20 protein-coding genes and 1 pseudogene are annotated in these 25,092 nt (G+C 68.1%); 16 read left to right on the plus strand and 5 right to left on the minus strand.

The window, feature by feature from the left end; genetic code table 11:
* Positions 1 to 106 precede the first annotated feature (106 nt).
* On the minus strand, positions 107 to 1,252 hold the full coding sequence (locus tag U5775_RS27470) for a branched-chain amino acid ABC transporter substrate-binding protein (RefSeq protein ID WP_322061257.1): 1,146 nt from the start codon (positions 1,250 to 1,252) through the stop codon (positions 107 to 109).
* Positions 1,253 to 1,785: 533 nt separating this feature from the next.
* On the minus strand, positions 1,786 to 2,943 hold the full coding sequence (locus U5775_RS27475) for an NAD(P)H-dependent flavin oxidoreductase (protein ID WP_322061314.1): 1,158 nt from the start codon (positions 2,941 to 2,943) through the stop codon (positions 1,786 to 1,788).
* A 369-nt stretch (positions 2,944 to 3,312) separates the two neighbouring features.
* On the opposite strand from U5775_RS27475, the gene U5775_RS27480 reads away from it, so the two are divergent.
* Positions 3,313 to 4,011, plus strand: a complete 699-nt coding sequence (locus U5775_RS27480) for a dienelactone hydrolase family protein (RefSeq protein WP_322061258.1) — start codon at positions 3,313 to 3,315, stop codon at positions 4,009 to 4,011.
* 254 nt (positions 4,012 to 4,265) lie between these two features.
* On the plus strand, positions 4,266 to 5,780 hold the full coding sequence (locus U5775_RS27485) for an amidase (RefSeq protein WP_322061259.1): 1,515 nt from the start codon (positions 4,266 to 4,268) through the stop codon (positions 5,778 to 5,780).
* A gap of 138 nt (positions 5,781 to 5,918) precedes the next feature.
* On the opposite strand, the gene U5775_RS27490 is transcribed toward U5775_RS27485, so the two are convergent.
* Positions 5,919 to 6,230 carry a high-potential iron-sulfur protein gene (locus U5775_RS27490; protein WP_322061260.1) on the minus strand — a complete coding sequence of 104 codons (312 nt, stop codon included), beginning with the start codon at positions 6,228 to 6,230 and terminating at the stop codon, positions 5,919 to 5,921.
* A 277-nt stretch (positions 6,231 to 6,507) separates the two neighbouring features.
* Positions 6,508 to 7,614, minus strand: coding sequence for an NAD(P)/FAD-dependent oxidoreductase (locus tag U5775_RS27495; protein ID WP_322061261.1), 1,107 nt, complete (start codon positions 7,612 to 7,614; stop codon positions 6,508 to 6,510).
* A 967-nt stretch (positions 7,615 to 8,581) separates the two neighbouring features.
* On the opposite strand from U5775_RS27495, the gene U5775_RS27500 reads away from it, so the two are divergent.
* The 14 genes from U5775_RS27500 (at position 8,582) to U5775_RS27565 (ending at position 24,182) form a co-directional block, all read left to right on the plus strand.
* Positions 8,582 to 9,124, plus strand: a complete 543-nt coding sequence (locus tag U5775_RS27500) for a hypothetical protein (protein ID WP_322061315.1) — start codon at positions 8,582 to 8,584, stop codon at positions 9,122 to 9,124.
* Between the two features lie 79 nt (positions 9,125 to 9,203).
* Complete coding sequence (locus U5775_RS27505) at positions 9,204 to 10,007, plus strand: endonuclease/exonuclease/phosphatase family protein (RefSeq protein WP_322061262.1); 804 nt, start codon at positions 9,204 to 9,206, stop codon at positions 10,005 to 10,007.
* Between the two features lie 82 nt (positions 10,008 to 10,089).
* Entirely contained in the window at positions 10,090 to 10,758 is a 669-nt protein-coding gene (locus tag U5775_RS27510; RefSeq protein WP_322061263.1) for a LysE family translocator, read from the plus strand.
* Between the two features lie 635 nt (positions 10,759 to 11,393).
* Positions 11,394 to 12,164, plus strand: coding sequence for a ferredoxin--NADP reductase (locus U5775_RS27515; RefSeq protein WP_322061264.1), 771 nt, complete (start codon positions 11,394 to 11,396; stop codon positions 12,162 to 12,164).
* A 469-nt stretch (positions 12,165 to 12,633) separates the two neighbouring features.
* Positions 12,634 to 13,698 carry a sensor histidine kinase gene (locus tag U5775_RS27520; RefSeq protein ID WP_322061265.1) on the plus strand — a complete coding sequence of 355 codons (1,065 nt, stop codon included), beginning with the start codon at positions 12,634 to 12,636 and terminating at the stop codon, positions 13,696 to 13,698.
* Entirely contained in the window at positions 13,695 to 14,351 is a 657-nt protein-coding gene (rqpR, locus tag U5775_RS27525) for a response regulator transcription factor RqpR (RefSeq protein WP_322061266.1), read from the plus strand. Before U5775_RS27520 ends, rqpR begins: the two co-directional genes overlap by 4 nt.
* A gap of 381 nt (positions 14,352 to 14,732) precedes the next feature.
* On the plus strand, positions 14,733 to 16,139 hold the full coding sequence (locus U5775_RS27530; protein WP_322061267.1) for an amino acid permease: 1,407 nt from the start codon (positions 14,733 to 14,735) through the stop codon (positions 16,137 to 16,139).
* Between the two features lie 438 nt (positions 16,140 to 16,577).
* Positions 16,578 to 17,096 (plus strand): (2Fe-2S)-binding protein, encoded by a 519-nt coding sequence (locus U5775_RS27535; protein WP_322061268.1) that lies wholly within the window; start codon positions 16,578 to 16,580, stop codon positions 17,094 to 17,096.
* A gap of 12 nt (positions 17,097 to 17,108) precedes the next feature.
* Complete coding sequence (locus U5775_RS27540) at positions 17,109 to 19,514, plus strand: xanthine dehydrogenase family protein molybdopterin-binding subunit (RefSeq protein WP_322061269.1); 2,406 nt, start codon at positions 17,109 to 17,111, stop codon at positions 19,512 to 19,514.
* A gap of 13 nt (positions 19,515 to 19,527) precedes the next feature.
* Positions 19,528 to 20,328: a xanthine dehydrogenase family protein subunit M gene (locus tag U5775_RS27545; RefSeq protein ID WP_322061270.1), complete on the plus strand. Its 801-nt coding sequence runs from the start codon at positions 19,528 to 19,530 to the stop codon at positions 20,326 to 20,328.
* Positions 20,329 to 20,480: 152 nt separating this feature from the next.
* Positions 20,481 to 21,368 carry a MoxR family ATPase gene (locus tag U5775_RS27550; protein ID WP_322061271.1) on the plus strand — a complete coding sequence of 296 codons (888 nt, stop codon included), beginning with the start codon at positions 20,481 to 20,483 and terminating at the stop codon, positions 21,366 to 21,368.
* Between the two features lie 5 nt (positions 21,369 to 21,373).
* Positions 21,374 to 22,597 carry a VWA domain-containing protein gene (locus tag U5775_RS27555; RefSeq protein ID WP_322061272.1) on the plus strand — a complete coding sequence of 408 codons (1,224 nt, stop codon included), beginning with the start codon at positions 21,374 to 21,376 and terminating at the stop codon, positions 22,595 to 22,597.
* On the plus strand, positions 22,588 to 23,187 hold the full coding sequence (locus U5775_RS27560; protein ID WP_322061273.1) for a carbon monoxide dehydrogenase subunit G: 600 nt from the start codon (positions 22,588 to 22,590) through the stop codon (positions 23,185 to 23,187). Before U5775_RS27555 ends, U5775_RS27560 begins: the two co-directional genes overlap by 10 nt.
* Positions 23,160 to 24,182, plus strand: coding sequence for an XdhC family protein (locus tag U5775_RS27565; RefSeq protein WP_322061274.1), 1,023 nt, complete (start codon positions 23,160 to 23,162; stop codon positions 24,180 to 24,182). The genes U5775_RS27560 and U5775_RS27565 overlap by 28 nt, the downstream gene beginning before the upstream one ends.
* A gap of 21 nt (positions 24,183 to 24,203) precedes the next feature.
* Here the strand turns inward: U5775_RS27565 and U5775_RS27570 are convergent.
* Positions 24,204 to 25,061, minus strand: a pseudogene (locus tag U5775_RS27570) (DUF308 domain-containing protein); the annotation flags it as partial.
* Positions 25,062 to 25,092: the final 31 nt, after the last annotated feature.

Below are 25,092 nucleotides of genomic sequence, written 5' to 3' on the forward strand. Positions count from 1 at the left end.
CCGCCCCCGCCCGAATCGACCTTCCTCCAAAAAAACCAAAGCCCGCGAGTCCTGAAACTCGCGGGCTTTTCTCACCTCGCGCCGCACGAGGCAGCGCAACGCGCAATTACATCTTCACCACGTCGAGCAGCGACTTCTTGCCCGCCTTGTAGTTGTAAAGCGAGATCACGCCGTGCTTGAGGTCGCCCTTCGAATCGAAGGTCGTCTCGCCAATCACGCCCTTGTAGTCGGTGCTCGGCATTGCCGCGAGGATCTTCGCCGGATCGGTCGAGTTGGCACGCTTCATCGCGTCGACGATGATGTACACCGCGTCATACGTGAACGGCGCGTAGATCTGGATCGGCTGGCCGAAGCGCTTCTCGAACTTCGCCTCGAACGCCTTGCCGCCCGGCATCTTTTCGAGCGCCATGCCCGCTTCCGAGCACACGATGTTGTCGGTCGCGTCGCCGGCGAGGTCTGCGAGCTTGTCGGTACAGACGCCGTCGCCCGCGAGCACCTTCGCGCGCAGGCCAAGCTGCTTGGCTTGCTTGGCGAACGGGCCGCCGGTGGCGTCCATGCCGCCGTACATGATGGCGTCGGGATTCTCGCCCTTGATCTTGGTGAGAATCGCGCGGAAGTCCACGGCCTTGTCGTTGGTCGCGTCATGCGACATCACGTTCATGCCGAGCGACTTGGCGGTCTTCTCGAATTCGTTCGCGAGGCCCTGGCCGTAAGCGGTCGAGTCGTCGACGATCGCCACGCTCTTGAGCTTCATGGTCTTCGCCGCGTAGTTCGCGAGCGCCGGGCCTTGCTGCGCGTCGGTCGCCACCACGCGATAGGTGGTCTTGAAGCCCTGCTGCGTGTAGGCCGGGTTGGTCGCCGACGGCGAGATCTGCACGATGCCCGCATCGCTGTAGATCTTCGAAGCCGGGATCGAGGTACCCGAGTTCAGGTGGCCCACGACCGCGACAACCTTGTCGTCGACGAGCTTCTGCGCCACCTGCGTCGCCGTGCGCGGGTCGGCCGCGTCGTCTTGTGCGTCGAGCACGAGCGTGATCTTCTGGCCGCCGATCGTCAGGCCCTTGGCGTTGATTTCCTCGATCGCGAGGCGTGCGCCATTTTCGTTATCCTTGCCGAGGTGGGCAATGCCACCCGTCAGCGGCGCGACGTGGCCGATCTTGACCACTTCATCTGCGCTGGATGCCGTTGCAAAAGTCGCGAACAAAACGACTGCCGCGCTGATCGGCAACAGCTTGTGAAGCTTGATATTCATGTAAGTCTCCAGTTTCGAACCCAAAAGCAACGTAATCGCCCTGTGCTCCCGCGCCCCGAACGTGTCGCTCCCCGTGCGGACGACCACGCAGGATGCATCCTTGATGCACCTGGCTCGTATGGCGAAAAGCCCGCTCATGGCAGACCGCCCATCCATACTTGCGCGCAAGTGTAGGTGATCAAATTAATTTGGGGGATTTTTTTCAGATATCGGGGCGAGTACCAATAGGCTTTCACCCGAGTGCTTCGAAGGCCTGATCAATCGGCCCGGAAACCTTGTGCTGCAAGGGTCGACGAAGAGGTTTGCAATCCTTTCGAAAGCATTTTCCAGGGTGCGCCCGGATATTTTTTGGGATTTTTGGCCGGTTATGCCGCAGGTGTGGAATGCAACACCGGCACACGATAACGTTTGCTTTTTCAGGTGCTCTCGCCTATCGAGAGATTAGCGGGAATTAAAGTCAGCTTTCGATTAATTCCGGGCGCGCGGAAATCGTTGCGCGCGCCAGGGTTTTCTCCTGGTCTGCCGCGGCAAATTCAGGCCGATGAGGATTCGCCCGCTGCGAAACGCTCGAAACGCTCAAGCGTTGCGCGCAATTCGGTGTCGAGCGCATCGACCAGTTGAGCGGCGCCCAGGTTGGCTTCGCGCCGGCGCGCGAGCGGCGCGCCCTGCCCCGACCACAGCGAAAGATAATCGCCGTCGTTCGCGCGCGCCGCGTGCTGGCGCAATTCCTGGGTGAGCGCGTTCTGCACGGGATACGGCGCGACGTTCTCGGGGTGCGCTTCGAGTTGCTGCATCAGCGGATTGCGGATGCCGCGCGCGTGGCGGCCCGTGATCGCGCGCGTGACCGAGGTTGCCGTATCGGCCGAATCGCGCAGGCGCGCCTTCCAGTCGGCGGGAATCGCGCTTTCCGCGCAGCCGAGAAACGCCGTGCCCATCTGCACACCCTGCGCGCCCAGCGCGAGCGCGGCGGCCATGCCGCGCCCGTCCATGATGCCGCCCGCGGCGAGCACGGGCAGGCCGGTCGCGTCGGCGAGCTGCGGCACGAGCGCCATGGTGCCGACCAGCGCGTGCGGCACCTCGCCGATGAAGGTGCCGCGATGCCCGCCCGCCTCCGCGCCTTGCGCGACGATCGCGTCGGCGCCCGCGTCGCGCCAGGCGAGGCCTTCGGCCACGTGCGTCGCCGTGCCGATCACATAGCTGCCCGCCGCGTGCAGGCGTGCGACGTCCTCCTTCGCGAGCAGACCGAAGGTGAAGCTCGCGACCGGCACGCGCAGGTCCACGAGCGCGTCGAACTGGGCGCGGAAGTCGGGCGCGTAGCGGGCGGGTGGTGTCAATGGCGCGCCGGGCGGCAAGCCGTAATGCGCGCGCAGCGGGTCGATCGACGCGAGCGCGCGGCGCACGGTGGCGTCGTCGGGGCGGGCCGTGTCGAGCACGAAGAGATTCACGCCGAAGGGCCGGTCGGTGAGCGCGCGGATCGCCGCCGTTTCGCTGGCGATCTTCTCCGGCGCGAGCGCGGCTCCGGCGAGAAAGCCGAGCGCGAGCGCGTTCGATACCGCCGCGACGAGCGCGGGCGTCGTGGGGCCGCCGGCCATCGGCCCCTGGACGAGCGGCAGGCGCAGGCCGAAGCGCCGGCTGAACGGTGTGGAAAACGCTGCGGCGGCGGCGGACTGAGACGCGGAAACGGAGATCATGGCGATACCCTGGCTGATGGAAGCGAAAGCGCTCGATGCACGCGCCGTGCTCGCGGCATGGACGGCAAGCGCGGCGAGCACACGCAGTACTCGTGCGCCGGGCCGCCGGGCTGGGCACTGCGCGTGCGGCGCCATGCACGCGGCGCGACACCGGCTTCGACTGTAGCGGAGCCCGCCACGGCCGAAAAATGAATAATCGAGATCGTTACGATCCGCTTGCGAGAATGAAGCGCGCTGCAGGCTCGGCGACGGCGTGGCAAACTGGCTCCCCGTTGCGGAGCCTGGGCCCGCGCATGACAGGCTCCTGCAGGCACCATCGACATCATCGACACCATCGGCATCACCCCATTCGCGTAGAAGGAGAGCAACGTGAGCGTATCGACCAAGTGGATCGACATCCCCGCCGGCAAGGAAAGCTTCGGCGCGTATCTCGCCCTGCCCAAGGGCGGCAAGGGCCCCGGCATCGTCATCATTCAGGAGATCTTCGGCGTCAACGGCCACATTCGCGATGTGGTCGAGCAATATGCGCTCGACGGCTACGTGGCGATCGCCCCCGACATCTTCTGGCGCACGGCGCCGCGCGTCGAGCTCGACTACGTGGACGCGGACCGCGACCGCGGCATCGAGCTGATGAAGAAGACCGACCTCAATCTCGTCGTCGAGGACATCGCGGCGACGGCCGACACGCTGCGCAAGCTGCCCGAGTGCACCGGCAAGATCGCGGCCATCGGCTACTGCCTCGGCGGCCGCCTCGCGTACATGGCGGCGGCGACCGGCTCCGTCGATGCGGCGGTCTCGTACTACGGCGGCGGCATCCAGACGCAGCTCGATCTCGCCGACAAGATCAAGCAGCCGATCCTGTTCCACTACGGCGAGCTCGACCACGGCATTCCGCTCGACGCGGTGGGCCAGGTGAAGGAGCGCTTCGCGGGCCGCAACAACGCCGAGGTCCATATCTACCCCGGCGCCGATCACGGCTTCAACTGCTCGGTGCGCGCGTCGTACAACCAGAATGCGTCAGCGCTCGCGCACGGCCGCACGCTCGCGTTCCTCGCGCAACATCTCTAAGCCGCGCAGGCCCGGCTCGCACGGCGCGGGTGTGTACAAGCGCACGTAAAGCGCACGCACGCGCGCACGAGCGGGCCAAAACCAGCGGCCATTGCGGCAGAATCGCCGCAATGGCCGCTTTCGTTTCATCGCGCCCGAAGCGCTGGAGCGCCCGGCGGCGCTTCGAGTCATCGACCGATCGAGTTGAACGATCGACTTGAACGATCGAAGGCCGGGCCTCCCGAATCCCCCGACGTCCCCAAGGAGTGCGCGCTTTGCAGTCCGACTATCTCGAATATGACGCCATCGGCCTCGCGGAGCTCGTGCGGCGTCGCGAAGTGAGCGCGCGCGAACTGCTCGACACCGCAATCGCGCGCGCCGAGGCCGCCAATCCCGCGATCAATTCGATCGTGCTCAAGGACTACGACGCCGCGCGCAAGCGCGCGCTGCGCATCGAGGCGGGCGGCAACGGCGTCGATGCCCTCGCGCAGGGGCCGCTCGCGGGCGTGCCGTTTCTCGTCAAGGATCTGGGCGCGGCGGTCGCGGGCCTGCGCATGACGCTCGGCAGCCGCCACTATCGCCATTACGTGCCGCCCGCGGACTCGCCTGTGGTCGAGCGCTTTCGCGCCGCGGGCCTGAATCTGTTCGGCAAGACGAGCGCATCGGAGCTCGGCCAGATGCCGTACACGGAGCCCGAACTGTTCGGGCCGTGCCGCAATCCGTGGAGTCTCGATCACACGCCGGGCGGTTCGAGCGGCGGCGCGGCCGCCTCGGTCGCGGCCGGCATCGTGCCGCTCGCGCACGCCTCGGACGGCGGCGGCTCGATCCGCATTCCCGCGTCGTGCTGCGGGCTGTTCGGCCTGAAGCCTTCGCGCGGCAACCAGCCGCCTTCGGACGTGCCGCCCTCGCCGGGCGGGCTTGGCGTCGATCTCGCGGTGTCGCGCAGCGTGCGCGACACCGCGCTCGTGCTCGACCTGCTCGCCGGCGACCCCGCGCGCGCGCCCGGCGCGCCGGGCAGCTTTCTCGCGGCGGCGCGCGAGCCGCTCGACGGCGGCAAGCCGCTCTCGATCGCCTTCATCGCCGAGCCGATGTTCGCCGACACGCTCGCGCCCGACGTACGCGAAGCGCTCGACGACGCGGCCGCGCTGCTCGCCTCGCTCGGGCACAACGTGGAGCCGATGCGGCTCAGCGTGGATTTCGCGTCGGCGCGCGAGGCGTTCCTGATGCTGTGGTCGGTGGTGGCCGAGAAATACGTGCTCGAAGCCGACACGATCACGGGCGTCAAGCCGCGCCGCCAGGACTTCGAGATCGCGACGTGGGCGATGGCGCACATCGGCCGCAAGCTGGGCGAGCGGGCGCTGCCCGCCGCGCTCGAAACGCAGCAGCGCGTGACGGCGCAGATCGCCGACCTGATGACGCGTTTCGACGTGATCCTGTGCGCGACGCTGGCCGCGCCGCCGGTGAAGATCGGCGAGCTGAAGCCGACGCCCGCGGAGCGCATGCAGATGCGCGCCGTCACCGCGATGCCGGTGGAAGCGCTGATGAAAAAACTGCTGACGGAAGCCTCGAACAAGGCTTTCGCGTGGGCCGGCTGCACCGAGCTGTTCAACCTGACGGGGCAGCCTTCGATGTCGGTGCCGCTGGCGTGGAATGCGCGCGGGCTGCCGATCGGCGTGCAATTCGCGGCGCGCGAGGGCAACGATGCGTTGCTGCTGCGCCTCGCGGCCCAGCTCGAAGCGGCGCGCCCGTGGTTCGGGCGGCGCCCGCCTCTGCTGATGGCGCGCGTCTAGGTCCTGAGCGAGGAGCCCTGAACCGGGCGCCGGGCGAGGCGTGACGAGGTCGGTGCGCGCGCATCGATGCGCGGCGCGCCCGACGCGCGAGGCCTCGGGCCCGGCGTCAGACCTCGTTGAGCGCCCGGGATCAGGCGATCAAGCCTTCTTGTTGTAGGCGCTGCACCAGCCCTTGCCCGCGACCTGCTTGCCGGGGAACATCGGGCAGGCGGCGTAGGCGTCGGTGGCCTTGCCCTGGTAGAACGTGCAGTTGCTGCAATCCTGGCCGGCGGCGTACTTCGCGTACTTGGCCTTGTCGACCTTGGTGGCGTCGGACTTGTAGCCGAGTGCCTGGGCGGTGGGATCGGTGTCGGCGACCTTCGGCGTATCGGCGAAAGCCTGGCGCGAGAGCGCAACCGTCGTGGCGACGCCAAGGCTCGTAATCAGAAAGCTGCGGCGGGACGATTTCATGGGCAGTACTCCATCCAATATTGTGGGCACACCGTTCTGACGACGGCGTGGCGAGAAGAATAACAACGAAGCCGCCGTGCGTGCGTCAAGAATTCCGGAGATAAGCGATTCGCATCCGGGAACGATGTGCGGCGGGCAGGGGCTGTCCGGCATGTCCAATGGGGATGCCGCCCCGCGAGGCGACGGCGTGCGTACAGGATGGATAAGCTGGATAAGCGCTGCCGCAGGCGAACAACCCGCTCGAGCCCGCGGCCCAGCTCGAAGCGCTGCGGGCCGCTCAGGCGCGCCCGGCGACCTCGCACACGCGCTGCGCGATGGCGAGCGACGCCGTGAGCCCCGGCGACTCGATGCCGAACAGATTCACGAGCCCGCGCACGCCGTGCGCCGCGCCGCCCTGGATCACGAAGTCGGCGGCGCTCTCGCCCGGCCCCGAGAGCTTGGGCCGGATGCCCGCGTAGGCGGGCTGCAGCGCGCCGTCGGGCAGACCCGGCCAGTAGCTGCGGATCTGCGCATAGAAGGTCTCGGCACGGCGCGGATCGACGTCGTAGTCGATCGAATCGATCCACTCCACGTCGGGACCGAAACGCGCCTGCCCGCCGAGATCGAGCGTGAGATGCACGCCGAGCCCGGCTTCGTTCGGCATCGGATAGATCAGGCGCGAAAACGGCACGCGCCCCGAGACGCTGAAGTAATTGCCGCGCGCGAGATAGAGCGGCGGGATGTGGCGCGGATCGAGCCCGCGGATGCGTTTCGCGATCCGGGTCGCGTGCAGGCCCGCGCTGTTGATGAGGCAGGCCGCGCGGATTTCGGTGGGCGCGTCGCCGCCCGTCCTGATCACGAAACCGTTCGCGCTCGCGTCCACCGACTCGACCGGCGACTTGAGCGCCACCACGGCGCCCTCGCGTTCGGCGTCGCCCTGGAGGGCCAGCATCAGCTGATGACTGTCGACGATGCCCGTCTGCGGCGAGTACACCGCCGCCACGCATTCGAGCGCGGGCTCGAGCGCGAGGGCCTCGGTCTTGTTGATGCGCGTGAGGTCGAACACGCCGTTTTCCTTGCCGCGCGCCCGAATCGCTTCGAGCTGCGCGATCTGGGCCGGCGTCGTGGCCACGAGCAGCTTGCCGCAGCGCGCGTGCGCGACATTGCGTGCCGCGCAATACTCGTAGAGCATCTCGCGCCCGCGCACGCACAGCGTCGCCTTGAGCGAGCCGCGCGGATAGTAGAGCCCCGCGTGAATCACTTCGCTGTTGCGCGAGCTGGTGCTGGTGCCGATGGCGTCGGCGGCCTCCAGCACGATCACCTCGCGTCCGCGCGCGGCCAGCGCACGCGCCACGGCGAGGCCGACCACGCCCGCGCCGATCACCACACACTCGATTTGATCCATGTCCCTGCGTCCGGCGAGTGAGGCGGCGGCGCCATGGCCGGCACCGCCATGAGAAAAATTGTACGCCTCGCGCGGGACGGGCTCGAATCGAATACGTGCGGGAAATGCGGGCAAATCCACGTATTGGCGCAGGCGTGCCGGATTGAGCCCGCGCTGGCGCATGTCCCGACCATCGATCGGTACTACTCAGTCATTGTTGCGTAAAAAATAACAATTCCTTCGCAATACACGCTCGAAATACGCCGTTGTTGCCCCTATATTACAAATGGATACACACACCTTCATTGATGCGGCGCTGCGGCGTCCCCAAGTGAATCGACTGTTTGAGGTCCGGCGTTTGCGAACCCGGTATAGGATCGAAGGTCATAAAGAGTCCGCCTCGCCGCTGCCTGCCGACCTTATCGACTCGCAACCGCCCGCGTACATGGAGCCTGCCGACATGATGTTGTGGAAGAACTGCCTCGCCGCTACCCTGCTGACCGCTGCCGCCGCACTCGTGGCCGCGCGCGCGCAAACGACGGTGGAAGGGGTCGTCCAGCCCGCGCTCCCCGCCTCGCAGCCGGTGGTGCACGCCGTTCCGGCGAACCCTGCCACGTCGGCTCCGCAAGCGCCCCCGCAGGCTGTTGAACAGCCAGCCGCGCCGTCCGCCCAAAAGTCTGCTGAGAAGCCCGTGCAAAAGCCGGTTCACAAGCCTGCGCACAAGCTCGCCGAAAAGCCCGCTCCCGAACCCTACGCGCTGCCCACCGGGCAGCCCATGGTGCCCCAACCCGACGTCCCGCTCTTGCCGGCGGCGCAACCCGTGGAGCACCAGGCGCCCACGCAGGAACCCCCGCTGCTGCCGGCGCCGGGCCAGCAACCGGCGATGCAGCCGGCACCCACGTCACAACCCGCGATACAGGCAGCACCGGCTCCGCAACCCGCCATGCAGCCGGCACCGCAGCCCGTCGTGCAGCCCGCCCAGCAACCGGTGCCAACGCCACAGCCCTACGCGCAGCCCGCACCGGCGCCCGTTCCCGCGCCGCCGCCCTCCGCTCAGCCCGCGCCCGCGCCCACACCGCAGCCCTACGCGCAACCGGCCGAGCAGCGCGCCGTCAACTGGACGCTGCAGGTGATCCGCAATGGCCAGTTGATCGACTCGTTCGACGGCACGACCACGGTCGGCCAGGCGCACACCGACACCCATCACAAGGTCGTTTCGCACGACGTCGGCTGCAAGGATCAGCCGGCGGGCAGCATCGACCTGCAGCGCACCATCACGGTCTCGCCGCTGCGCGCGAATCCGACCGAGTCGATCCTCGCGATCGACGCCCAGGAGACGCTCGAAGACGGCGCCGCGCCGACAACCGCGGAAGGCTGCAAGCTGCCGCCGCAGCCGCGCCAGGTGCACGCGAGCCACCCGGGGCTCGTCGTGCCCGCGGGGCAATGGGTCAGCTGGCCGATCATCAACAAGGACCCCGCGCTCGCGTACCGGGTACGCGCCACGCTCGCGCCGCCGTCCCAGCAGCCCTGAGGGCCGCCCGAACGTGCCGCCCCGAAGCGCGAATCCGCCAACCGCACGAAACTGTCCAGGAACTCGTCGTCACAAGCGCATGCGAAATTTCGAACAACCCCTCATCGACGCGGTGCCGGCCAACACCGGGGACTTCGTCGCGGTGAGCTGGAACCTGCACAAGGGCCGCTCACCGCTTGGCTTTCAGGCCTGGCAGGCGATGCGGCGCTGGGTGCAGTCGACCCACGCCGACGCCTGGTTCCTCCAGGAGGCGATGGCGCGGCGTCTGCCGCAGCCGGTGCTTTCCTCGACTTTCGGCGCCGAGCTCGGCGACCCGCTGGAGGACGTCTGGCACTGCCAGGCCACCGAAATCGCCGACGCGCTCGAGCTGAAGATCGCGCTCGGGCCGAACGTGTTCAAGCCTTCGTGGCGGCACGGCAATGCCATCCTTTCGCCGCATCCGCTCGATCTGGGCGGACGCTGGGACATCTCGGCGCACCGCTTCGAGCGGCGCGGCCTGCTCGTCGCGCGCGCGAGCGTGGCGGGCCAGTCGGTCACGCTGCTGTGCGCGCACCTCGCGCTCACGCGTAGCGCGCGCCTGCGGCAGATGAACTGGATCGCGCACTGGATCGCCAAGGAAGCGCCGCAAGGGCCGCTCGTGCTCGCGGGCGACTTCAACGACTGGCGCAACGACTCGGTGCCGCTGTTCGCGGAGCACGGTCTGCAGGAGGTCGCGACGCTGCTCGGCGAGCCGGCGCGCACGTTTCCGGCGTTCTCGCCCGCGCTCGCGCTCGACAAGATGTTCGTGCGCGGCCTGCAGCCCGTCGAGCTGATCCAGCCGCCGCAGGAGACGGCCTGGCTCTCCGATCACCTGCCTTATATGGCGCGGCTGCGACTCGAATGACGCGCCACGAGAAGCCAACGCAATCGCGCTAATATGTCCGCGTCGCGCGCCCTTGGGGTGCGCCCTTCCCACCGGGCCTCGCATGCACCTCTTCGCCACGCTGCTCCAGATCGCCATCGTCTATTTGTTCGCGCTCATCAGCCCGGGCCCGAACTTCTTCATGGTGACGCAGCTCTCCCTGGCGGGCCGACGCGGCCTTGGCATCGCCTCGGCATTCGGCGTGGGCACGGGCTCCACGCTCTGGGCCGCGCTCGCGATGCTCGGCTTCGCCGCGGTGCTCCAGCATATCGAATGGCTCTATCACGGCGTGCGCGTCGCCGGTGCGCTCTATCTGCTCTGGTTCGGCATCAAGCTGCTGCGCTCGGGCGTGCGCCGCGATTCTGACGCGGCCCGCTCCGCCGACACCAGCCACGCGATCGAAAGCCCCGTCGCCGCGCTGCCGCCGCCCGACCGGCGCGCCTGGCTGCGCACGTGGCGCGCGGGCTTTCTCACCTGCCTGACGAACCCGAAGTCGTGCGTGTTCTGGACCAGCGTATTCGCGGCGATCTTTCCGGCTCACCCGCCGCTGTGGTTCTACGGCGCGGCGCTCGCACTCGTGGCGGCGATGTCGTTCGGCTATCACTCGAGCCTCGCGTTGCTGTTCGCCGACCAGCGCACGCAACGCGGCTACAAGCGGCTGCGCCGCCCCATCGACGCATTCTGCGGCGCGGCGCTGATCGGTCTCGCCGCCAAGCTCGCCGCCGACCGCTGAGATCTCCATAGCAATCAGTCGTATCGATCGTAAAAGCGCGACCCTATGCCGCCGCGCGCCGAATCTGCCCCCGCCAGCAGGGTCTCTGCTGCGACCTGTCAGACCTTCCGGTATGATTTGGGCGAAGATTCGGGCGGTATGCGTCGTATTCGTGCGCGTTGCCGCCAGCGGCGAGCACGCATGCCCTGGAAGGGGCGAACCGGCCCGGCCAGAAGGGCTGCCGGATTCCCGGGCTTTCGTGCCTCGCGCCGCCTCCCGCCGAAGCCCGCTTTATCGCGCCACGGCCCGTACGCAAGGGCTTGTGCGAGCGCGATACGGCATCTCGCGACACCCCGCGTAGCGCAGGCCATCACGCTCGTTAGACGCGGCGCAGCCCACGAGGCACGCTCGCGGTAAAATAGCGGACTGCGCCTCGTTCGCAATGGGAAGGCTGGCACGCTGGCAAAAAGCGGGGCACGAAGCGGAAAGCACAGCGGGAACCCAGGCGAGTCGCGAGGCAGAATGCCAGGCACACGCATGGGCAACCGCCGGAGAAGCGCACGCCGCACATCGTCAAACCGAGCCTGTCATGCACGTCATGCGTGGCCGGAAGGAACGCCCCGTCCGGCGGACCTTGTTTCGCATCATCAGGAACCATGAGCAAACACACCGAAGAAACCGTTCTGAGCGTCCACCACTGGACCGACACGCTTTTCAGCTTCACCTGCACGCGCGACCAGGCCCTGCGTTTCGACAACGGCCAGTTCACCATGGTCGGCCTCGAGGTCGAAGGCAAGCCGCTGATGCGCGCGTACTCGCTCGCGAGCGCGAACTATGAAGAGCATCTCGAGTTTCTGAGCATCAAGGTGCCGGACGGCCCGCTCACGTCGCGCCTGCAGCACCTGAAGGTCGGCGACAAGGTTCTGATCGGCAAGAAGCCCGTCGGCACGCTGGTGGCCGACAACCTGCTGCCCGGCAAGGTCCTGTGGCTGCTCTCGACCGGCACGGGCCTCGCGCCCTTCATGTCGATCATCAAGGACCCGGACATCTACGACCGTTACGAGAAGATCGTGCTCACGCACACCTGCCGTTTCGTCGACGAACTCGCGTACAAGGAATTCATCACCGAAGAGCTGCGCGAGCACGAGTACCTGGGCGAGATCGTCCGCGAGAAGCTGGTCTACTACCCGACCGTGACGCGCGAAGTGTTCGACAACCGCGGCCGCATCACCGAGCTGATCGACACCGGCAAGCTGTTCGCCGACCTCGACCTGCCCGGCTTCACGCCCGAGCGCGACCGCATCATGATGTGCGGCAGCACGCACATGCTGCGCGACACCGTCGCCCTGCTCGAAAAGGCCGGCCTCAAGGAAGGCAGCAACAACGAGCCGGGCCACTACGTCGTGGAAAAGGCGTTCGTCGGCTAAATCGGGCGGCGCGCCGCTGGGCCGCCGTGATCGGCACAAGAAACCGGAGCCTCGCGCTCCGGTTTTTTTATTTGCGTTTTGCCCATCCCGGCGCGTCACAGCGGCGCGTCAAAAAGCCACGCGGACCTTCATGTCTGATGGTTACAGTTTTCACAAACTTCGCGTAGCTTCCGTGTCAGTGTTTTTCCTACAGAAAGCGCGCGGCGCAACCTCATTCAGTCCGTGAGCTTTCGTCGCTAAGTATTGTCCCGACTGAAGTTTTCGCTTTTTTCAGATATTATCGCGGCGCAGCATCGGCGATATCGGGGCGTCTGACAGCGTCGGAGGCCGGTTGTTACAGGATGTAAGTTTCGTTACGCTGCGCCTGCCATGGATGACGCAAAACGTCGTCGCACTGGCATGCTCCGGCGCGCAAGCAGAGCACAAAAGGACCGGTTTCTGAACGGGAAATCACGGGGGATAGATGGATATGTCGACTCGCACCGCGCTTGATGCGGGCGTGCCTCGCGCCGATGCGCCAGGCACGCGTGCGGCCTGCACGGCCGGTGGCGTCCCCTTGCTCGCCAACGCCGAAGGCGCACGCGGAGCGTTCGACGCCATCGCGCGCGTGCAGCGACAGATTGCCGCAGCGGGTGCCGCTCGTATCCACGCCGACGAGGCCGCGCGCCACCGGCTCGCACGAGAGCTACACGACAGCGTCGGCGCCGAACTGGCGGCCACGCGCTTCGCCCTCGCGAACGTCCATACCTGGCTGCCCGCCGACGCGCCGCCCCAATGCACCGAGGCGCTCGCGCTCGTCATGCGCTCGCTGGACTCCGCCGGCGACGCCGTGCGACGTGTGCTCGACGGGCTGCACGCACCCGAACTCGATGCGGGCCTCGCAGCCGCGCTCGCCGACTGGACGCGTGGCTTCGCTACGCGCACCGGGCTTGTCGTGCGTTTTACCGCTTGCTCGATCGCCAGCTCACCAGACGCCACGCACACCACCGAACTCACCCGCGACGACGAAGCACGCCTCGCGCGCCTGCCCGCCGAAGCGGCGCTCGCGGTGTTCCGCGTCGCGCAGGAAGCGCTCACCAACGTCGCCCGCCACGCGCAGGCCACGCGGGTCGAGGTGCGCCTCACCAGCACGCCGCACGAGCTGATCGTGAGCGTGGTCGACGACGGCGTGGGCCTCTCGCACGAAGCCGCGCGGCGCGCCAAGCGGCATCGGCAACGTGAGCAAGCAGCGCCGAACGGCGAGCACGGTGCAAACGGCCGCAGCGCCTATGGTATCGCCGGCATGCGCGAGCGCTGCGCCGCCTTCGGCGGCACGCTGCTCATCGCGCCCGCTGGCCATAACCCGTCCACCGGCGAGATCAGCGAGATCAGCGAGATCAATCAGATCAAGACCAGCGACAACGCCATCGACCGGGCAGGCAACAATCCGTCCCGCCCCGGCACGACCATCGAAGCGCGCTTCCGCTGGGAAACGCTGCTCTCGCGGGCATCCGCCGAACCGGCTCCCAACTTCATGAAGGGCGTGCGCTCATGACGCTGCGCATCCTGCTCGTCGACGATCACGCCGTGGTACGCCAGGGCGTGCGCCAGCTACTGCTCGACCGCGGCGTCGCAAGCACGGTGATCGAGGCGCAAAGCGGCGCCGAAGCGCTCGCCAGCGTTGCCAGGCAAGCCTGCGACGTGGTCCTGCTCGACATCTCGCTGCCCGACATGAGCGGCATCGAAGTGCTCAAGCGCGCGAAGAAAAAGGCGCCGCGCGTGCCGGTGCTGATGTTCTCGATGTATCGCGAAGACCAGTACGCCGTGCGTGCGCTGAAGGCAGGCGCGTCGGGCTATCTCTCGAAGACGGTGGACGCCGCGCAGATGATCGCGGCGATCCAGCAGGTCGCGAGCGGTCGCAAGTACGTGAGCCCGGCGATGGCCGAGGCGCTCGCCGAATACGTGCTCGTCGACGGCGAGCAAATGCCGCACGAAAAACTCTCCGACCGCGAGTACCAGACGCTGTGCATGCTCGCCTCGGGCAAGCGCCTCACCGACATCGCGCACACGCTCTCGCTTTCGGTGAAGACGGTGAGCGTCTACCGCACGCGCCTGCTCGAAAAGATGAAGCTCAGCAACAACGCCGAGCTCACCTTCTACGTGATGAGCAACCGGCTCGTGGATCTCGCGCCCGCGCCGGGGATCTGAGGCGGCGAGCCGTCGAGCCAAGACCCGCCACGCGGTAAGCGGCCACACCGCAGGCCGCGCCGCACCTGCATCGCAAAAGAAGCGTCACTAAGACGCCTTCTCGCCACAAGCCGTTGATCTGGAAATGAATTCCGCCTTTTCGACCGGGTTCGTGCAAAGAACGCACGCACCCGCGCCCCTTTGCGGCGGAATCGACCACCGCCCCGCGCCGAATCCCTTCAGCACCCGACCCGGCTGAACCGGCCTGCGCGCCCCGATCCGCTAAAATTGCGGGTTTCCCCGCCTTCCCTGCCGTATGCGGCTTGGGAAGGCACGAGAGCGCGATTGCGCTCCCCGCGTTTGCGTGGCCGCCCGCGCGTTTTACCTGGAGTTCCCCGCCCAATGTCCCTCTTTCGCAAGAAGAACGTCGAACACATGCTGCAGGCGAGCGCCAAGGGCGCCGGCCTGAAGAAGGCTCTCGGCGCACTGGACCTCACCTTTCTCGGCGTCGGCGCGATCATCGGCACCGGCATTTTCGTGCTGACCGGCACCGGCGCCGTGCAGGCCGGCCCCGCGCTGATGCTCTCGTTCCTGATCGCCGCCGTGGCCTGCTGCTTCGCCGCGCTCGCCTACGCCGAATTCGCCTCGACCATTCCCGTGGCGGGCTCGATCTACACCTACTCGTACGCCACGCTCGGCGAGCTGGTCGCGTGGATCATCGGCTGGGACCTGATGCTCGAATACGGTCTCGCGACCTCGGCGGTCTCGGTGGGCTGGTCGGGCTATCTGCAGTCGCTGCTCTCGGGCTTCGGCGTCTCGCTGCCCACGATGCTGACCGCCGCGCCCGGCGCCGTGCCCGGCTCGTTCACGCTCTTCAACCTGCCCGCGTTCGTCGTGATGATGGCGATCACCGCGCTGCTCTCCATCGGCGTGCGCGAATCCACCCGCATCAACAACGTCATGGTCGCGATCAAAGTCACGGTCGTGCTGCTCGTGATCGGCGTGGGCGCCTTCCACGTGACGCCCGAGAAATGGCATCCGTTCATGCCGCACGGCTGGAACGGCGTGTTCGGCGCCGCCGCCGTGATGTTCTTCGCGTTCATCGGTTTCGATTCGGTGTCCTCGGCCGCGGAAGAGGTCAAGGATCCCAAGCGCGACCTGCCCGTGGGCATCATCGCGTCGCTCATCGTCTGCGCGGTGCTCTACGTGGCCGTCGCCGCGGTCGTCACGGGCATCGTGCCCTGGCAGCAGTTCGCCGGCATCGCCCACCCGGTTTCGTATGCGCTCCAGGTGGCCGGCGAGAAATGGGTCGCCGGTTTCATCGACCTGGGCGCCGTGCTCGGCATGCTCACCGTGATTCTCGTGATGAGCTATGGCCAGACCCGCATCATCTTCGCCATGTCGCGCGACGGCCTGCTGCCCGCGAAGCTCTCGAAGGTGCATCCGCGCTACGCCACGCCGTTCTTCACGACCTGGCTCGTCGGCATCTTCTTCGGCCTGATCGGCGCGCTCGTGCCGCTGAACGTGCTCGCCGAGCTCATCAACATCGGCACGCTCGCGGCGTTCTCGATGGTCTCGATCGCCGTGCTCGTATTGCGCAAGACCCACCCCGATCTGCCGCGCGCGTTCCGCTGCCCCGGCGTGCCGGTCGTGCCGATTCTCGCCGTGGCCTCGTGCCTGTTCCTGATGCTCAATCTCGCGTGGATCACGTGGGTCGCGTTCGTGGCGTGGCTGCTGATCGGCCTCCTGATCTACTTCCTCTACTCGCGCAACCATTCGCGCCTCGCGCATCATCCGCACGAGCACTGAAACGTCCCCGCACGGCGCGCCGGCCGCGCGCCCTTGAGTATTTGAGTACGCTTCACTGCGACGCCTAAGCGCGCATTTCGCTGCACTGCAACGGCCCGCCCCGGTCTCCCGGCGCGGGCCGTTTTGCATCTCGGCCAGCCGTTAAAAAGCGGCTAAAAAACGGTAAAAGCCCGCGCAGCGCGAATCAGTAAAGTGTGCTTTACTGTCCCGGCATTACCGACAGCAAAACACCAGCCGGACCCTCGTCCCCGCTTCCGCCCAGCCTGCCCGCCTTCGCGCGCGGCAGACGCATCGCGCCCGTTTGCGCGACGCATTCTGGGCGAAAGACAGCAGGCGGCACCAGCGGGGCAATTGGTGAATGCGGGCCCAGGCCGGTCCCTACCCATCACCTTGCATGGGACCAAAGACGCTCGAGCTTTGGTCAACAGGAGACAGTCAATGGCGATCAGTCTCAGTCTGACGGTCAACGGCAAGCCCGTGACCGCCGAAGTCGAACCCCACACGCTGCTAGTCCAGTTCCTGCGCGAGCAGTTGCGCCTCACCGGCACGCACGTCGGCTGCGATACCGCGCAGTGCGGCGCGTGCACCGTCCACCTCAATGGCCGCGCGATCAAGTCGTGCAACCAGCTCGCCGTGCAGTGCGAGGGCATGGACGTGACGACGATCGAAGGGCTCGCCACCGCGAGTGGAAACAACGACGGTAACGGCGCACTCCATCCCATGCAGGCGGCTTTTCGCGAATGCCACGGCCTGCAATGCGGCTTCTGCACGCCGGGCATGGTGATGAGCGCGGCTGCGCTCGTCGCCGAAAAGCCGGGCCTCAGCGAAGCCGACGTGCGCGCGGGCCTCGACGGCAACCTGTGCCGCTGCACCGGCTATCACAACATCGTGAAGGCCGTGCTCGCGGGCGCCGAAGGCATGCGCTCCGGCGCGGCTGAACCGGCAAAAGTGGCCTGAGGGGAGAACGCCATGAACGCACCCGACTCCCAAACGCCCCGCATGATCGGCGCCTCGGTCAAGCGCAAGGAAGACTATCGCTTCCTCACCGGCGCGGGCCAGTACACCGACGACGTCGTCCTGCCCGCCCAGACGTACGCCGTGTTCGTGCGCTCGCCGCATGCGCACGCGCGCATCAAGAGCATCGACATCAACGCGGCCAAGGCCGCGCCCGGCGTGGTGGCCGTGTTCACGGGCGCTGACCTCGCCGCCGACAACGTGGGCGGCCTGCCATGCGGATGGCTGATCCACAGCATCGACGGCACGCCCATGCACGAGCCGCCGCATCCCGTGATCGCGCACGAGAAGGCGCGCCACGTGGGCGACCAGGTCGCGCTCGTGATCGCCGGATCCCTGAAAGAAGCGAAGGACGCCGCCGAACTGGTCGAAGTCGACTACGAGGAACTGCCCGCCAGCGTCGACACCGCGCATGCCGCCGACGCGGGCCAGCCGCTCGTGCACGACGGCGTGCCGAACAACACCTGCTACACCTGGGGCCACGGCGACAAGGCCGCGACCGACGCCGCCTTCGCCCAGGCCGCGCACGTCACGACGCTCGACATCGTGAACAACCGGCTCATTCCGAACGCGATCGAGCCGCGCGCCGTGAACGCGAGCTACAGCGCCCACGACGACGGCTATACCGTCTACGTGGCGAACCAGAACCCGCACGTCGAGCGCCTTCTGATGGCCGCGTTCGTGCTCGGCCTGCCGGAGACGAAGCTGCGCATCGTCGCGCCCGACGTGGGCGGCGGCTTCGGCTCGAAGATCTTTCTGTACGCCGAAGACGTGGCGCTCACCTGGGCCGCGAAGAAGATCGGCCGCCCCGTGAAGTGGACCGCCGAGCGCAGCGAGTCGTTCGTCTCCGACGCCCACGGCCGCGACCACGTGACGAAGGCCGAGCTCGCGCTCGACAAGGACGGCAAATTCCTCGCCATGCGCGTGCACACCACGGCGAACATGGGCGCGTACCTCTCGACCTTCGCCTCCAGCGTGCCCACGATCCTCTACGCGACGCTGCTCGCGGGCCAGTACACCACGCCCGCGATCTACGCCGAGGTGAAGGCCGTGTTCACGAACACGGTGCCCGTAGATGCGTATCGCGGCGCGGGCCGCCCCGAGGCGACCTACGTGGTCGAGCGGCTTGTCGAGACCGCCGCGCGCGAGATGAACATCGACCCGGCCGAACTGCGCCGCCGCAACTTCATCACGAGCTTCCCCTACGCCACGCCCGTGGGCCTCACCTACGACACCGGCGACTACGAAGCGTGCCTCTCGCGCGCGCTCGAACTCGCCGACGTGCAGGGCTTTGCAGCGCGACGCGACGCCTCGAAGGCCAACGGCAAGCTGCGCGGCCTCGGCCACTCGTGCTACATCGAGGCGTGCGGCCTCGCGCCGTCGAACATCGCGGGTGCGCTCGGCGCACGCGCGGGCCTCTTTGAGGCGGGCGAGATCCGCGTGAATCCCACCGGCTCCGTCACCGTCTTCACGGGCTCGCACAGCCACGGCCAGGGCCACGAGACGACCTTCGCGCAGGTGGTGTCCGAGCGTCTGGGCGTGCCCATCGAGCAGATCGAGATCGTGCACGGCGACACCGCGCGCATTCCGTTCGGCATGGGCACCTATGGCTCGCGCTCGATCGCGGTGGGCGGCTCGGCCATCATGAAGGCGCTCGACAAGATCGAGGCCAAGGCGAAGAAGATCGCCGCGCACATGCTCGAAGCGGGCGTGGAGGACATCGAGTTCGCCGACGGCGTGTTCCGCGTCGCGGGCACCGACCGCACCAAGACCTTCGCCGAGATCGCGCTCTCGGCCTATGTGCCGCATAACTATCCGCTCGAAACGCTCGAACCGGGCCTCGACGAAAGCGCGTTCTACGACCCCACCAACTTCACCTATCCGGCGGGCGCGTATCTCTGCGAAGTCGAAGTCGATCCCGACACGGGCGAGACGCGCATCGAGCGCTTCACGGCCGTGGACGACTTCGGCAACGTCATCAATCCGATGATCGTCGAAGGCCAGGTGCACGGTGGGCTCGGCCAGGGGATCGGCCAGGCGATGCTCGAACGCTGCGTCTACGACAACGAGAGCGGCCAGTTGCTCTCGGGCTCGTACATGGACTATGCGATGCCGCATGCGTCCGATGTGCCGTCGTTCACCGTGGAGACCGCGAAGGGCACGCCGTGCACGCACAATCCGCTCGGCGTAAAGGGCTGCGGCGAGGCGGGCGCGATCGGCTCGCCGCCCGCCGTCATCAACGCGATCCTTGACGCCCTTAGCTCCCTCGGCGTGAAGGACCTGCAGATGCCGGCCACGCCGCATCGTGTGTGGTCGGCGATCCAGGCCGCCCAGTCCACGTCGGCATCCCAACAACCTTGAGCGGAGGCGCACCATGTATGCATTCGACTACCAGCGCGCCAGCGACGCGCAAGGCGCGGTGAAGACGGCCGGCGCCGACCCCGACGCCAAGTTCCTCGCGGGCGGCCAGAGCCTGCTCGCGGCGATGAAGCTGCGGCTCGCGCAGCCTTCGACGCTCGTGGACGTCACGCGCATTCCCGAGCTCAAGACCATGCAGGTGGACGGCAAGGTGGTGAAGATCGGCGCCGCGGTCTGCCACGCCGATGTCGCCGCGAACGCGCAGATCCAGGCCACGCTGCCCGCGCTCGCGCAGCTGGCCGCGAGTATCGGCGACCGCCAGGTGCGCGCGCTCGGCACGCTGGGCGGATCGATCGCCAACGACGACCCCGCCGCCGACTACCCCGCCGCCGTGCTCGGCCTGAACGCCACGGTCGTGACCGACCGCAGGCGCATAGGCGCCGACGACTTCTTCCTCGGCATGTACGAGACGGCGCTCGAACCCGACGAACTGATCGTCGCGGTCGAGTTTCCCGTGCCGCAGCGCGCCGCCTACGAGAAGTTCCATAACCCGGCGTCGCATTTCGCGTTGACGGGGGTGTTCGTCGCGCAGCTTGCCGATGGTTCTGTGCGCGTGGCGATCACCGGCGCGGCGCCTTCGGTGTTCCGCGCGACGGCGCTCGAAGACGCGCTCAAGGCGAGCTTCACGCCCGCCGCGGCGCGCGCGGTCAGCATCGCACCCGACGAGCTCAACACCGACCTGCACGCGAGCGCGGCCTACCGCGCGCATCTGATCCCGGTGCTGGCGGCGCGCGCGGTGACGAAGGCGCTCGGTTAGACTCCGCCGTCCACGGCCGCTCGCCCGCGCCCGGCATCACGCGCGACGCGAGCGGCCACCTCGCTTGCACGACGCCGCGCCGCGCACGCGTTTTTGCCCGCGTTTTTATCCGCGTTTTTGGCCACCTTCCTTGCCCTGATTGCAGACCCGCCATGCTCCCCGCCACCATCGACGACACGCTCTCGCAACTCGAAGCGCACGGCTATTTCGCGAGCCGCGAACTGGCCACGGCGCTCTTTCTCGCGCTCAAGATGGAACGCCCGCTGTTTCTCGAAGGCGAGCCCGGCGTGGGCAAGACCGAGCTCGCGAAGGCGGCGGCCGCGCTCGCCGGCACCACGCTGCTGCGCCTGCAATGCTACGAGGGGCTCGACACGGCGAGCGCGCTCTACGAATGGGACTATCCGCGCCAGATCATGGCGCTGCGCCTCGCCGAAGCCGCGGGCGAAAAACCGCGCGGCGACACGCTCTATCGCGATGAATTCCTCCTCAAGCGCCCGCTGCTCCAGGCGCTGCAGCCGGACCCGCATCATCCCGGCGCGCGCCGCGTGCTGCTGATCGACGAGATCGACCGCGCCGACGAACCGTTCGAAGCCTTCCTCCTCGAACTTCTTTCGGACTTCCAGGTATCGATTCCGGAATACGGCACGGTGCGCGCGAGCGTGCCGCCGCTCGTCGTCGTCACCTCGAACCGCACGCGCGAGGTGCACGACGCGCTCAAGCGGCGCTGCCTCTATCAGTGGCTCGGCTATCCCGAGCGCGCGCGCGAACTGGCCATCGTCGCGGCGCGCGCGCCCGCAACCGGCGCCGAGCTGCAGCGCCGCGCCGTGGCCTTCGTCCATCAGCTGCGCTCGATGGATCTGTTCAAGGCGCCCGGCATCGCCGAGACCATCGACTGGTGCCGCGCGCTCGCGGCGCTTTCGGTCACCGAGCTCGATCCGCAATCGGTGCAGGACACGCTCGGCGTGCTGCTCAAGTATCAGGACGATCTCGCGCAGCTCGACGCGGGGCGAATCGCGCAGACGCTCGCGCTCGCGGAGTAGAGCCGATGCCGCACGCGCTGCCGCCCATGCTCGCCCGCAACGTGGTGCATTTCGTGCGCGTGCTGCGCGCCGCCGGTTTGCCGATGTCGAGCGCGCGCGCCGTGGACGCGCTCGAAGCGCTGAGCTTCATCGACCTCACGCGCCGCGACGACGTGCGCGCCGCGCTGGCCGCCCTGCTCACCGCGGCGCCCGACGAGCGCGAGCTCTTTAACGCCGCGTTCGAGCTGTTCTGGCGCGATCCCGACTGGGAAGGCAAGCTGCGGGCGCTGCTGCTGCCGAAGGTGCAAGGCGCGCTGCCGCCGCCGCGCCGCAACAATCGGCTCGCCGATGCGCTCTCGGCGCGTTCGGCCTCACGCGCGGGCGCCCACGCGCCGCCCGCTCATGAGGAGCACGAACTACGTGCGCATGCGAGCTTCGCTGCCGAAGAGCGCCTGCGCCATCGCGACTTCGACACGCTTTCCGCCGACGAATGGCGCACGCTGCGCCACCTGATCCGCGCGCGGCGCCTGCCGCTCGCGACCGAGCGCACGCGGCGCCTGAAGACGTCGTCGCACGGCACGCATGCCGATTTGCGCGCGAGCGCGCGCCACGCCGTGCGCGCGGGCGGCGACTGGACCGTCTGGAAGTACCGCGCGTGCGTCGAGCGCAAGGTGCCGCTCGTGCTGCTGCTCGACATCTCCGGGTCGATGAGCAGCTATTCGCGCGCCGTGCTCTACTTCTGCCATGCGCTGCTGCAATCGCGCGAACGCCTCCAGGTGTTCCTGTTCGGCACGCGCTTGACGCACGCCACGCGCGCGCTGCGCGAACGCGACCCCGACGTGGCGCTCGCGCAACTGGCCGCGCAGGTGGCGGACTGGTCGGGCGGCACGCGCATCGGCGAGACGCTCGCGCAGTTCAACCGGCGCTGGGCGCGCCGCGTGCTCGGCGGTCGGGCAACGGTGCTGATGGTCACCGACGGCCTCGACCACGACCCCGGCGGCGCGCTCGCCGAGGAAATGGCGCGCCTGCACCGCTTCGCGCACCGTGTGGTGTGGCTCAACCCGCTGCTGCGCTATCGCGGCTTCGAGCCGAAGGCGCGCGGCGTGCAGGCGATGCTCCCGCACGTCGACGCGCACCATCCCGTTCATAACCTGGAGAGCCTGGAAGCGTTCGGCCGCAGCCTGCAAGAGGCGTCGTCCGGCCGCTCGCGCCCGCCAGCCACCCGACAAGGAGCGACACGATGGAGCTGACCGAAAGCCACACGCTGCCGGTGCCGCAGCAACGCGCGTGGGAAGCCCTGAACGACACGGCGATACTCAAGGTGTGCATTCCGGGCTGCGAGAGCATCGATGCCGACGGCGAGAACGCGTATGCTGTCGCCCTCACCGCCGCTGTCGGGCCCGTGAAGGCGCGCTTCAAGGGCCGCATGCAAATCGCCGACATCGACGCGCCGCGCAGCTACACGATCCAGTTCGAGGGCCAGGGCGGCGCGGCGGGCTTCGGCAAGGGCGACGCGCGCGTGACGCTCGAACCCGCGGGCGAAGACGCCACCACGCTCAGCTACACGGCGAGCGCCCAGGTGGGCGGCAAGCTCGCGCAGATCGGCTCGCGTCTCGTGGACGGCGCTGCGCGCAAGATCGCCGCCGAGTTCTTCAAGCGCTTCACCGAGCAGCTTGGCGGGGGCGCCGCCGGACAGGAAACCGCGGCGCAAGACACACAAGATACGCAGGAAGCGCAGGAAACAACCGAAACACAGGCCGCCAGCGACGCCGAAGGCGCGGGCGGCGACGAACCGCAAAAGAGGAAACGATCATGGACAGCGTGGATCTCGAAGTCCTGAAATCCAGCGTACGCTGGCTCGAGGAAGGCCACCGCGCCCTGCTGGTGACGGTGGTGAAGACGTGGGGCTCGTCGCCGCGTCCGGAGGGCGCGATGCTCGTCGTGCGCGACGACGGCCTCGTGGTGGGCTCGGTCTCGGGCGGCTGCATCGAAGACGACCTGATCGACCGCGTGCGCCGCGAAGGCATCGGCATCGTCAAGCCCGAGGCCGTGAAATACGGCATCACGGCCGAAGAGGCGCATCGCTTCGGACTACCCTGCGGCGGCACGATCCAGCTCGTGCTGGAGCCGCTCACCGAGGCATCGGGCATTCGCACGCTGCTCGAAACCGTGGAGCGCGGCGCGCTGGTCGCGCGCACGCTCGACATGGCCTCCGGGCGCGCCACGCTCGGCCCCGCGAACGCCACCGACGGCGTGGATTTCGACGACACGCGCCTGCTCACGATTCACGGCCCGCGCTACCGCATGCTCGTGATCGGCGCCGGGCAGCTTTCGCACTACCTGTGCCAGATCGCCGTGGGGCTCGACTATCAGGTGACCGTGTGCGATCCGCGCGAGGAATACACCGACACGTGGGACGTGCCCGGCACCGCGCTCGTGCGCACCATGCCCGACGACACCGTGCTCGACATGAAGCTCGACGAGCGCTGCGCCGTGATCGCGCTCACGCACGACCCGAAGCTCGACGACCTCGCGCTCATGGAGGCGCTCAAGACGCGCGCGTTCTACGTGGGTGCGCTCGGCTCGCGGCGCAACAACGCGGCGCGGCGCGAGCGGCTCAAGGAATTCGATCTGAGCGACGCCGAACTCGTGCGGCTGCATGGGCCGGTGGGCATCTACATCGGCAGCCGCACGCCGCCCGAGATCGCCGTGTCGATACTCGCCGAAGTCACGGCCGCGAAGAACGGCGTCTCGCTGCCCACCATCCTCCAGGTCGAAGGCGCCAAGGCCGCGCGCGAGCAGGCGGCGAGCGTCGGGTCGAGCTGCGACGTCTGAAGATAGCGGCGTGATGCGTATTCACATGTTGCGCGCGCCGCGCGGCCTCAGCAGCCGGCCGAGCCGCGCCCGCACGAGCCGCATCGCGCGCGTCCATCCCGCGGGGCGCGGGTCCGCGAGCATGCTCAGCGCCCGCGCATAGTCGAGCGTCAAGCCGGGCGTCCACGCCATCGTCTGGCCGCGCTTGCGCACCTGCGCGGCCACCCAGAGCTCCGGCGTCGCCAGCATGCGCACGAAGGCGAGCCAGCCGCCGCCCCAGACGCGCGGCGTCGCGCCTTCGAGCGCCGCTTCCAGCGCATGCGAGACCGTGCTCGAACAGTTGCGGTGCGTGAGGTTGTAGGTCGTATTGGCGCGATAGTGCAGCCAGAAGCGCGCGAGCCGCTGCGGATCGTAATTGCGGATGCGCACCTGGCGCGTGGACGGGCACCACGCCTTCGACTCGGTCGCGTAGTCGGGCTGGAACAGGCCCGGCACGTCGTTCTCGGCGCTCGCGCGCAGGATGCGCGAGAACTCGTCGGGCGAGCGGTCGATCTCCACGGCGGGATACAGGCTGATGTAGACGTCCTCGGGCGACTCCAGCGCCGCGTGGCCCGTCGAGATCACGCCGTCGCGGTCCACGGCCGCGATATAGCGGTCGATCAGCGGCTGGCGCCGCGCCTCGGTCTTCGAGGTGCCCACGGGCGTCCACACGTGCACGGTGAGCGCGGGCTCCTGCGCCTCGGGCGGTCCGTCGAACACGGTCTGCGCGAGCCTCGGCCCCACGCTGCCCGTCACGCCCACGGCGCTCGCCGCGAGCGCCGCCGCGCCGCCCTGCGCCGCCGCCGGATTCACGCCGAGCCGCCGCGCGCGCAGCGCGAGCAGCAGCAGGTTCCGACGCCCAGCAGGATCATCATGAGCCGCACCATCGTTC

It is taken from the genome of Paraburkholderia sp. J63 (assembly GCF_905220245.1).
GTDB lineage: Bacteria > Pseudomonadota > Gammaproteobacteria > Burkholderiales > Burkholderiaceae > Paraburkholderia.

Excerpts from the sequence above, each read along its gene's own strand:
- U5775_RS27530 (WP_322061267.1), top strand. The coding sequence starts at position 14,733 with ATGTCCCTCTTTCGCAAGAAGAACGTCGAACACATGCTGCAGGCGAGC.
- U5775_RS27560 (WP_322061273.1), top strand. The coding sequence starts at position 22,588 with ATGGAGCTGACCGAAAGCCACACGCTGCCGGTGCCGCAGCAACGCGCG.
- U5775_RS27470 (WP_322061257.1), bottom strand. The coding sequence starts at position 1,252 with ATGAATATCAAGCTTCACAAGCTGTTGCCGATCAGCGCGGCAGTCGTT.
- U5775_RS27505 (WP_322061262.1), top strand. The coding sequence starts at position 9,204 with ATGCGAAATTTCGAACAACCCCTCATCGACGCGGTGCCGGCCAACACC.
- rqpR (WP_322061266.1), top strand. The coding sequence starts at position 13,695 with ATGACGCTGCGCATCCTGCTCGTCGACGATCACGCCGTGGTACGCCAG.
- U5775_RS27565 (WP_322061274.1), top strand. The coding sequence starts at position 23,160 with ATGGACAGCGTGGATCTCGAAGTCCTGAAATCCAGCGTACGCTGGCTC.
- U5775_RS27535 (WP_322061268.1), top strand. The coding sequence starts at position 16,578 with ATGGCGATCAGTCTCAGTCTGACGGTCAACGGCAAGCCCGTGACCGCC.
- U5775_RS27490 (WP_322061260.1), bottom strand. The coding sequence starts at position 6,230 with ATGAAATCGTCCCGCCGCAGCTTTCTGATTACGAGCCTTGGCGTCGCC.
- U5775_RS27550 (WP_322061271.1), top strand. The coding sequence starts at position 20,481 with ATGCTCCCCGCCACCATCGACGACACGCTCTCGCAACTCGAAGCGCAC.
- U5775_RS27510 (WP_322061263.1), top strand. The coding sequence starts at position 10,090 with ATGCACCTCTTCGCCACGCTGCTCCAGATCGCCATCGTCTATTTGTTC.
- U5775_RS27555 (WP_322061272.1), top strand. The coding sequence starts at position 21,374 with ATGCCGCACGCGCTGCCGCCCATGCTCGCCCGCAACGTGGTGCATTTC.
- U5775_RS27540 (WP_322061269.1), top strand. The coding sequence starts at position 17,109 with ATGAACGCACCCGACTCCCAAACGCCCCGCATGATCGGCGCCTCGGTC.
- U5775_RS27495 (WP_322061261.1), bottom strand. The coding sequence starts at position 7,614 with ATGGATCAAATCGAGTGTGTGGTGATCGGCGCGGGCGTGGTCGGCCTC.
- U5775_RS27515 (WP_322061264.1), top strand. The coding sequence starts at position 11,394 with ATGAGCAAACACACCGAAGAAACCGTTCTGAGCGTCCACCACTGGACC.
- U5775_RS27520 (WP_322061265.1), top strand. The coding sequence starts at position 12,634 with ATGTCGACTCGCACCGCGCTTGATGCGGGCGTGCCTCGCGCCGATGCG.
- U5775_RS27545 (WP_322061270.1), top strand. The coding sequence starts at position 19,528 with ATGTATGCATTCGACTACCAGCGCGCCAGCGACGCGCAAGGCGCGGTG.
- U5775_RS27475 (WP_322061314.1), bottom strand. The coding sequence starts at position 2,943 with ATGATCTCCGTTTCCGCGTCTCAGTCCGCCGCCGCCGCAGCGTTTTCC.